At 63.5% G+C, this 8528-nt stretch carries 7 protein-coding genes and 1 pseudogene; 6 read left to right on the top strand and 2 right to left on the bottom strand.

The annotated features are described in order from the left end of the window. From HP547_RS24420 to HP547_RS24440, 5 genes and pseudogenes are all read left to right on the top strand, one after another. A pseudogene (locus tag HP547_RS24420) lies at positions 1 to 481 on the top strand (ammonium transporter); the annotation flags it as partial. A gap of 73 nt (positions 482 to 554) precedes the next feature. Continuing rightward, complete coding sequence (locus tag HP547_RS24425; protein ID WP_172229131.1) at positions 555 to 794, top strand: glutaredoxin family protein; 240 nt, start codon at positions 555 to 557, stop codon at positions 792 to 794. Between the two features lie 107 nt (positions 795 to 901). Further along, positions 902 to 1333: a D-Ala-D-Ala carboxypeptidase family metallohydrolase gene (locus tag HP547_RS24430; protein ID WP_172229129.1), complete on the top strand. Its 432-nt coding sequence runs from the start codon at positions 902 to 904 to the stop codon at positions 1331 to 1333. Positions 1334 to 1398: 65 nt separating this feature from the next. Then, positions 1399 to 1707: a transcriptional regulator gene (locus HP547_RS24435; RefSeq protein WP_172229127.1), complete on the top strand. Its 309-nt coding sequence runs from the start codon at positions 1399 to 1401 to the stop codon at positions 1705 to 1707. 51 nt (positions 1708 to 1758) lie between these two features. Further along, a complete protein-coding gene (locus tag HP547_RS24440; protein WP_172229125.1) occupies positions 1759 to 2643 on the top strand; it encodes a pseudouridine synthase in 885 nt (294 codons plus the stop codon). A gap of 57 nt (positions 2644 to 2700) precedes the next feature. On the opposite strand, the gene HP547_RS24445 is transcribed toward HP547_RS24440, so the two are convergent. Continuing rightward, positions 2701 to 4266 (bottom strand): PAS domain-containing methyl-accepting chemotaxis protein, encoded by a 1566-nt coding sequence (locus HP547_RS24445; protein ID WP_172229123.1) that lies wholly within the window; start codon positions 4264 to 4266, stop codon positions 2701 to 2703. 139 nt (positions 4267 to 4405) lie between these two features. Next, on the bottom strand, positions 4406 to 7147 hold the full coding sequence (gene acnA, locus HP547_RS24450) for an aconitate hydratase AcnA (protein WP_172287926.1): 2742 nt from the start codon (positions 7145 to 7147) through the stop codon (positions 4406 to 4408). 224 nt (positions 7148 to 7371) lie between these two features. Between acnA and rlmM the strand changes: the two genes are divergently transcribed. Further along, entirely contained in the window at positions 7372 to 8436 is a 1065-nt protein-coding gene (gene rlmM / locus HP547_RS24455; RefSeq protein WP_172232018.1) for a 23S rRNA (cytidine(2498)-2'-O)-methyltransferase RlmM, read from the top strand. Positions 8437 to 8528: the final 92 nt, after the last annotated feature.

Raw genomic sequence — 8528 nt, forward strand, 5'->3', positions numbered from 1 at the left:
GGCCATGGTTGGCGGCACTTTGTCTGCTTTGCTGGCCGGGCGTAACGACCCGGGCTTTTTGCATAACGGGCCGCTGGCAGGGTTGGTAGCGATCTGCGCCGGTTCCGACCTGATGCACCCGATCGGCGCACTGGCCACCGGTCTGCTCGCGGGCGCGTTGTTCGTCTGGACATTTACCGCCGCACAAAATCGCTGGAAGATCGACGACGTTCTGGGGGTGTGGCCTCTGCACGGCCTGTGCGGGGTGTGGGGTGGCATTGCCTGCGGTGTCTTCGGCCAGGCTGCCCTGGGCGGAATGGGTGGTGTCAGCCTGAGCAGCCAGTTGCTGGGTAGCCTGATGGGGGTGCTGGTGGCATTAGCCGGCGGCTTTGCCATTTACGGCGCGATCCGGGCAGTGCATGGCTTGCGCCTGAGCCATGAGCAGGAGTTCCAGGGGGCGGACCTCTCGCTGCACCGGATTGGTGCCACTAGCCAGGATTGAGCCAGGTCAGGTGCAGGGTGGCCGGGACAGACCTAGAATAGGCATTTCTCAATGCCAAACCGGGACCTGCCCCATGCTGCCTGAATGCCAATTGTTCGGCACCCTCGGTTGCCACCTGTGTGAAGTGGCCGAGGCGGTGCTGATGCCTTTCGTCGACCGTGGTCTGCTGGTGGAGCTGGTCGATATCGCTGAACGCGAACACTTGTTCGAGCGCTATGGCCTGATCATTCCAGTGCTGCGACGCTGCGATAACGGTGCCGAGTTGCACTGGCCGTTCGATGCCGAACAGGTCGTGGCGTTTCTAGCGCAATGATGGCAGCAGAGGATCTGTAACCCTGCTCCATGCAGCGTGAGACGAGCTGATGATCAGGTGTCGGCCCAGCAGGGCCGGCACCCTCTCTATCGTCGGAATCGCTCGCCATGCTTATCACGCCACATTTCACGCTCGATGAAATGACCTTTTCCCAGCTCGCCGCCAGGGACGGGTCCGATAACACCCCCCCTCCCGAAGCCAGGGCCAATCTGCAATTGTTGTGTGAGACGCTTGAGCAGGTGCGCTCGCTGTTCGGCGCGCCAATCGTTATCAGTAGCGCTTTTCGCAGTGAAAAGGTCAACCGGTTGATTGGTGGGGCCTCGAATAGCCAGCATGTGCAAGGGCTGGCGGCCGATTTCACGGTAATTGAAGTCGGCCCGCGTGAAACCGTGCGGCGCATCAGCGAAAGTGCCGTGCCGTTCGATCAGCTCATCCTCGAGTACGACCAGTGGGTGCATCTGTCCGTGACCCGCGGCACGCCCCGCCGCCAGGTGTTGACCATCCGTAAGGGCGGCCGCTACCTGGCGGGGCTGCAATGAGCCACGTTGACGGCGACAAGGGGAAGTTCGTATGCTGTATATAAATACAGTATCGAGGTAACAGCATGCTCAACGTCGAGCAACTCAAGTACAGCGTCAACCGAATGCCCGTGGACCGGGTGGCCGACGCCGTTCTGGAACTGCGCCTCGAAGGCCTGGTGACCGATGACCGCACGCCATTTGGCAAGGTCCATTTCAATACCTGCTTTGCCGAAATCGAGGCCTTGTTCCAGCGCGCCGGCTACCACCGTGGGCTGGACGTGGTGGGTTACCAGGGGTTGCTTTACGCACTCTACGACCCTGGTCGCTGGGAGCCGGTGCAGGTGCTGCGCTGGCTCAAGGAACGCAGCGAGGCGATTTCCCAGGCTGGTTGAGGGCGTGGGCTTGGGCGATAATGCGCGGCCGTGATCGTTTCGAGTAGTGCCATGACCCCCTCTTTCGACCCCGCCCACCAGCAAGCCAGTACGGTATGCCTGCCACCCGGTAACTGGGCGACGGTCCTCGACTGCCTGTGTGATCACTTCAAGGCCATCGACCGGGACCAGTGGCTCGACCGGTTTGCCCGTGGCCGCGTGCTGGATGCCTGCGGCCGGGCGATTGCGGCCGAATTGCCCTACAAGCGGGGCATGCGTGTGCACTACTTTCGCGAAGTGCCAAACGAACGGCCGATTCCGGTGCAGGAGGTGGTGCTGCACGTGGACGAGCACCTGGTGGTGGCCGACAAGCCGCACTTTCTGCCGGTGACGCCGACCGGGGAGTACGTCGAGCATACCTTGCTGCGCCGGCTGATCCGCCGCTTGGGCAACCCGCACCTGGTGCCGTTGCACCGCATCGACCGGCATACCGCCGGGCTTGTGCTGTTTTCCGCCAACCCGCACACCCGCAGTGCCTACCAGCGGCTGTTCCCCGAACGGCGCATCGACAAGCGCTATCAGGCCATTGCTGCTGCCATGCCGCAGCGTGCGTTTCCGTTGGTGCACAAAAGCCGCCTGGTCCATGGCGAGCCGTTCTTCCGCATGCATGAAGTAGAAGGGGAGGCCAACAGCGAAACCCTGGCCGAAGTGCTGGAGAAGAATGGGGAGTTGTGGCGCTACGGGTTGTCGCCGGTGACGGGCAAGACCCATCAGCTACGTGTGCACATGGCCGCCCTGGGCGCCGGGATCAGCAACGACCCGTTCTATCCGCAGTTGCTACAGGTGGAAGATGACTACCAGCGACCGCTGAAACTTCTGGCCCAGAGCCTGCGCTTCGAGGACCCGTTGAGCGGGGAAGTGCGCTATTTCGAGAGCCGCTTGCAGCTGGATTGGTAAGCAGCGACATGCAGGCGCGGCCAAGCCCGCGCCTGCATCGAACGTCAGGCTCTGCCCTTAGCGGTTGAACCGTTCCACCAGCGAGTACTGGCTACCCGCCGTGCTGGTCAGCTCCTCGCTGAGCAGGGCCGAGTGCTGCGCCTGTTCGGCGGTCTGGTCGGCCAGTTCGGCGATGGTGCTGATGTTACGGCTGATCTCGTCTGCGACCGCCGTCTGTTCTTCGGTTGCGGCAGCAATCTGGGTGGCCATGTCGGTGATGTTGGCGACCGCTTCGCTGATGCCCACCAGGGCTTCGTCAGCCTGCATCACCCGGTCGACCCCTTCCTGCGCCTGGCGGTGACCGGTTTCCATGGTCAGCACGGCATTGCTGGCGGTTTGTTGCAGCTTGGCGATCAGGCCATGGATCTGCCCGGTGGATTCAGCGGTACGCTGTGCCAACTGCCGCACCTCGTCGGCCACCACGGCAAAGCCGCGGCCCATTTCCCCGGCTCGCGCCGCCTCGATGGCCGCGTTCAGCGCCAGCAGATTGGTCTGGTCGGCAATGCCCTTGATCACATCGACCACGCCACCAATCTCGTCGCTATCCTTGGCCAGTTGCGTGACCGTCTGGCCGGTTTCGCCCACTGCCGCCGACAGGCGTTCAATGGCTTCGCGGGTTTCCCCGGCAATCTGCCGGCCCTGGGTGGTCAGGCGGTTGGCTTCCTGGGTGGCATCGGCGGTGCGTTGCACGTGGTTGGCCACTTCCTGGGTGGTGGCTGCCATCTGGTTGACCGCTGCGGCGACCTGCTCGGTTTCTACCCGCTGGCGCTCCAGGCCCGAAGAGCTTTTGTGCGCCAGGGCATCGGACTGACGGGCCTGGTCACTGAGGTGCTCGGCACTGTCCTGCAAGCGGGTCAGGCAGGTTTTCATGCGCGCGTCCTGGCTGAGCATGGCCATTTCCAGGCGCGCCTGCACGCCCCGGCTGTCGGTGAACATCTGCGCGATCAGTGGGTCGGAGGTGGTTTGTTCGGCCAGGCGCAGCAGGCGCTTGAGGCCGCGCTGCTGCCAGCTCAGGCCGAGTAGCCCCAGCGGAACCGAAAGCCCGGCGGCCAGGGCGAAGCCCCAGGAATGGCCAAGCCAGTTACCGATCAGGAAGCCCATCTGGCTGATCAGGATGAACGGCAGCCAGTCCTGCAGCACGGGCAGCCACTTGTCACGGCGCGGCACCGCCGGCTTGCCCTGGTTGAGGCGCTGGTACAACGCCTCGGCGCGACGGATCTGTTCGGCAGTGGGTTTGACCCGCACCGACTCGAAGCCGACGACCTGGTTGTTGTCGTAGATCGGCGTGACATAGGCGTTGACCCAGTAATGGTCGCCGGACTTGCAACGGTTCTTGACGATCCCCATCCACGGCTGGCCCTGTTTGAGCGTTTGCCACATATGGGCGAACACGGCAGGCGGAACGTCGGGATGGCGGACCAGGTTGTGCGGTGCGCCGGTCAGCTCTTCGCGGGTGAAACCACTGATATCGATGAAGGCATCGTTGCAGTAGGTAATCACGCCTTTGGCATTGGTGGTGGAGATCAACCGCTGCTGGGCAGGGAAAGTCCGTTCTCTCTGGGTAATCGGCTGGTTGTTACGCATGGCTTGTAAGTCCGCAGGGCTTTGGAGAGGTATCGGCAAGCCACGGCTTTTGTTGAATGGATATTTTTGTCAGATCGAGCGCCGCGCAGGCGGCGCCCGATCTCAGGAGCACCTGGAATCCAGAGCCAGACCTGCCGCCTCAGCCCGCGATCAGTTGGCGCAGCACATAATGCAGAATTCCACCCGCCTTGAAGTATTCAACCTCGTTCAGGGTGTCGATCCGGCACAGCACCTCGATCTGCTCCTGCTGCCCATCCGCGCGGGTGATGCGCAGGGGCAGGCTCATGCCGGGACGGATTTGCGCGCTGTCCAGGCCTAATACATCGATTTTCTCGTTCCCGGTCAGCCCCAGTTGCTTGCGATCGTGCCCGGCCGTGAACTGCAGCGGCAGTACACCCATGCCCACCAGGTTGGAGCGGTGGATGCGCTCGAAACTTTCCGCCAGCACAGCCTTGACCCCCAGCAGATTGGTGCCCTTGGCCGCCCAGTCGCGGCTTGAGCCGGTGCCGTATTCCTGGCCGGCGATCACCACCAGCGGGGTGCCTTCCTGCTGGTAGCGCATGGCCGCGTCATAGATCGACAGTTTGTCGCCGCTGGGGATGTGCAGGGTGTTGCCACCTTCCTCGCCCGCCAGCATTTCGTTGCGGATACGGATGTTGGCAAAGGTGCCACGCATCATCACCTCATGGTTGCCACGCCGTGAGCCATAGGAGTTGAAGTCGCGTGGCTCTACACCCTGCTCGCGCAGGTAACGCCCGGCGGGGCTGTCGGCCTTGATGTTGCCGGCGGGTGAAATGTGGTCGGTGGTCACCGAGTCGCCCAGCAGCGCCAGAATCCGCGCGTCATGAATGTCGGCGATCTGCGGCGGCGGGCCGCCGATGCCGTCGAAGAAGGGCGGGTGCTGGATATAGGTGGAGTCCGCCTGCCACACATAGGTCGCAGCCTGTGGCACCTCGATGGCTTGCCATTGGGCATCGCCGGCGAACACTTCGGCGTACTCCTTGTGGAACATTGCCGTGTCGACCTTGGCCACGGCCTCGGCGATTTCCTGCTGGGTGGGCCAGATGTCGCGCAGGTAGACAGGGTGGCCGTCCTTGCCGGTGCCGAGTGGGTCACGGGTAAGGTCCAGGCGCACGCTACCGGCCAGGGCGTAGGCCACTACCAGGGGCGGCGAGGCCAGCCAGTTGGTCTTGACCAAGGGGTGCACGCGTCCTTCGAAGTTGCGATTGCCGGACAGCACCGAGGCCACGGTCAGGTCGGCGCTGCCGATGGCCTTCTCGATCGGCTCGTCCAGCGGCCCGGAGTTGCCGATGCAGGTAGTGCAGCCGTAACCGACCAGGTCGAAGCCCAGCTGGTCGAGGTACGGGGTGAGCCCGGCTGCGTTGAAGTACTCGGTGACGACCTTGGAGCCCGGCGCCAGCGAGCTCTTGACCCACGGCTTGCGTTTCAGGCCTTTTTCCAGGGCCTTTTTCGCCACCAGGCCGGCGGCCATCATCACGCTGGGGTTGGAGGTGTTGGTGCACGAGGTGATCGCGGCGATTACCACGGCCCCATCACGCAGGGTGTGAGTCTGCTCCTGATGGGTGTAATCAATCTCGCCGGCCTGATCGGCGTTGCCCACCGCCACGCCACCGCCGCCTTCGCTTTCCAGGCGGCCGACTTCCTTGGCCAGCGGTTTGGGTTGCAGCTCGATGAAATGGTTGAAGGCTTGGCTGACCTCGCCCAGCGCCACACGGTCCTGCGGCCGTTTCGGCCCGGCCAGGCTGGCTTCGACCTGGTGCATGTCCAGCGCCAGGCTGTCGCTGAACAGCGGCTCCTGGCCCGGCAGGCGCCACAGGCCTTGGGTTTTGCAGTATTGCTCGACCAGTTGCACGGTCGCCTCGGGGCGGCCGGAAAGGCGCAGGTAGTCCAGTGTGACCTGGTCGACCGGGAAGAACCCACAGGTGGCGCCGTATTCGGGGGCCATGTTGGCAATGGTAGCGCGGTCGGCCAAGGGCAGCTCAGCCAGGCCGTCGCCGTAGAATTCCACGAACTTGCCCACCACGCCTTTCTTGCGCAGCATCTGGGTGACTGTCAGCACCAGGTCGGTGGCGGTGATGCCTTCGCGCAACTTGCCGGTCAGCTTGAATCCAATCACTTCAGGGATCAGCATCGACACGGGCTGGCCGAGCATGGCTGCCTCTGCCTCGATGCCGCCGACACCCCAGCCTAGTACGCCAAGGCCATTGATCATGGTGGTGTGCGAATCGGTGCCGACCAGCGTGTCGGGGAAGGCATAGGTGCGGCCATCTGCTTCGCGGGTCCAGACCGTGCGGCCCAGATATTCCAGGTTCACCTGGTGGCAGATGCCGGTACCCGGCGGCACCACGCGGAAGTTGTCAAAGGCGCTCTGGCCCCAACGCAGGAACGCGTAGCGCTCGCCATTGCGCTGCATTTCGATATCGACGTTTTCGCTGAATGCCTGCGGGGTGCCGTAGCGGTCGACCATCACCGAGTGGTCGATGACCAGGTCAACGGGGGACAGCGGGTTGATCCGCTGTGGGTCGCCACCGGCCTTGGCCATGGCCGCGCGCATGGCGGCCAGGTCGACCACCGCCGGCACGCCGGTAAAGTCCTGCATCAGCACCCGTGCCGGGCGGTACTGGATTTCGCGATCGGAGCGCCGATCGCTCAGCCACTGGGCGACGGCGCGCAGGTCGTCGCCGCTGACGGTCTTGCCGTCTTCCCAGCGCAGCAGGTTTTCCAGCAGCACCTTCAGCGACATGGGCAGGCGCTGCAGATCACCCAGCTGGCGGGCAGCCTCAGCAAGGCTGAAGTAATGGTAGGTCTGATCGCCGACCTTGAGGGGCTTGAGGGTGTTCAGGCTATCGAGCGAGGGCATTGCCAACTCCTTCTGCGCCGGTGCCCGGCAATTACTCAGGGTTTGCCGGTAGCACCGTTGTGTATCGGTCCGCACGGCACGGACCTGGCTGAATGGTCAGGTTAGACCGGTTTATGGCCCCTGACCCTTTTCTGGACCGGCGGGGCGTGTCGCAGGTTCCGAACTTCCTTTATCATCGCCGCCCTGCCGGCGCCTGTTGCGCGCCCGCCGTAGTGGAGTGAGAGATGAATACCCTGTTCATGCATTGCCGGCCCGGTTTCGAGGGCGAGGTGTGCGCCGAAATCAGCGAACACGCCGCCCGCCTGGGTGTTGCTGGCTATGCCAAAGGCAAGCCGCAAAGCGCCAGTGCCGAGTTTGTCTGCAGCGAGGACGGCGGTGCCGAGCGCTTGATGGGGGAGTTGCGCTTCAACCAGCTGATTTTCCCGCGGCAGTGGGCCCGTGGTGGTTTTGTCGAGCTGCCGGAAACCGACCGCATCAGTGTGCTGCTGGCCCATTTGGCCGACATGCCGGTGTTCGGCAGCCTGTGGCTGGAGGTGCTGGACAGCAACGATGGCAAGGAACTGTCCACCTTTTGCCGCAAGTTCGAAGTGCCGCTGCGCAAGGCCATGGAAAAAGCCGGCCGCCTGGTCGACGACGCCAACCGGCCACGGCTGCTGCTGACCTTTATCAGCGGCCGGCGGGTATTTGCCGGTGTTGCCGCCGCCAACAACAGCGCGCTGTGGCCCATGGGCATTCCGCGCCTGAAGTTTCCCCGCGAGGCGCCCAGTCGTTCGACCCTCAAGCTGGAAGAGGCCTGGCACCAGTTCATCCCGCGCGAGCAGTGGGAGCAGCGTCTGGGCGATGACATGACCGGTGTCGACCTGGGTGCCTCGCCGGGTGGCTGGACGTACCAGCTGGTTCGCCGGGGGATGCTGGTGACGGCCATCGATAACGGGCCGATGGCCGAAAGCCTGATGGACACCGGGCTGGTCCAGCACCTGATGGCTGATGGGTTTACCTGGCAGCCGAAGCATCCGGTGGACTGGATGGTGTGCGACATTGTCGAGAAGCCGGCGCGCACTACCTCGCTGATCGAGACCTGGCTGGGGGAGGGGTTGTGTCGCGAGGCGGTGGTCAACCTGAAGCTGCCGATGAAGCAGCGTTATGCCGAAGTGCGGCGGTTGCTTGATCGCATGGAGGCGACGTTCAAGGCGCGCAAGATTCGGGTGTCGATTGCTTGCAAGCAGCTGTATCACGATCGGGAGGAAGTGACCTGTCACTTGCGCAGGCTCGATCTGAAGGCGCGCTGAGCGTGAGAGCTTGAAGCTTGAAGCTTGAAGTTTGAAGTTTGAAGTTTGAAACTTATGCGCCGGTTTTGATGCAGCGAACAGTCCATTTGCGA

Origin of the sequence: Pseudomonas sp. CM27 (assembly GCF_013179515.1) — a bacterium.
In the GTDB taxonomy this organism is placed as follows: Bacteria; Pseudomonadota; Gammaproteobacteria; order Pseudomonadales; family Pseudomonadaceae; genus Aquipseudomonas.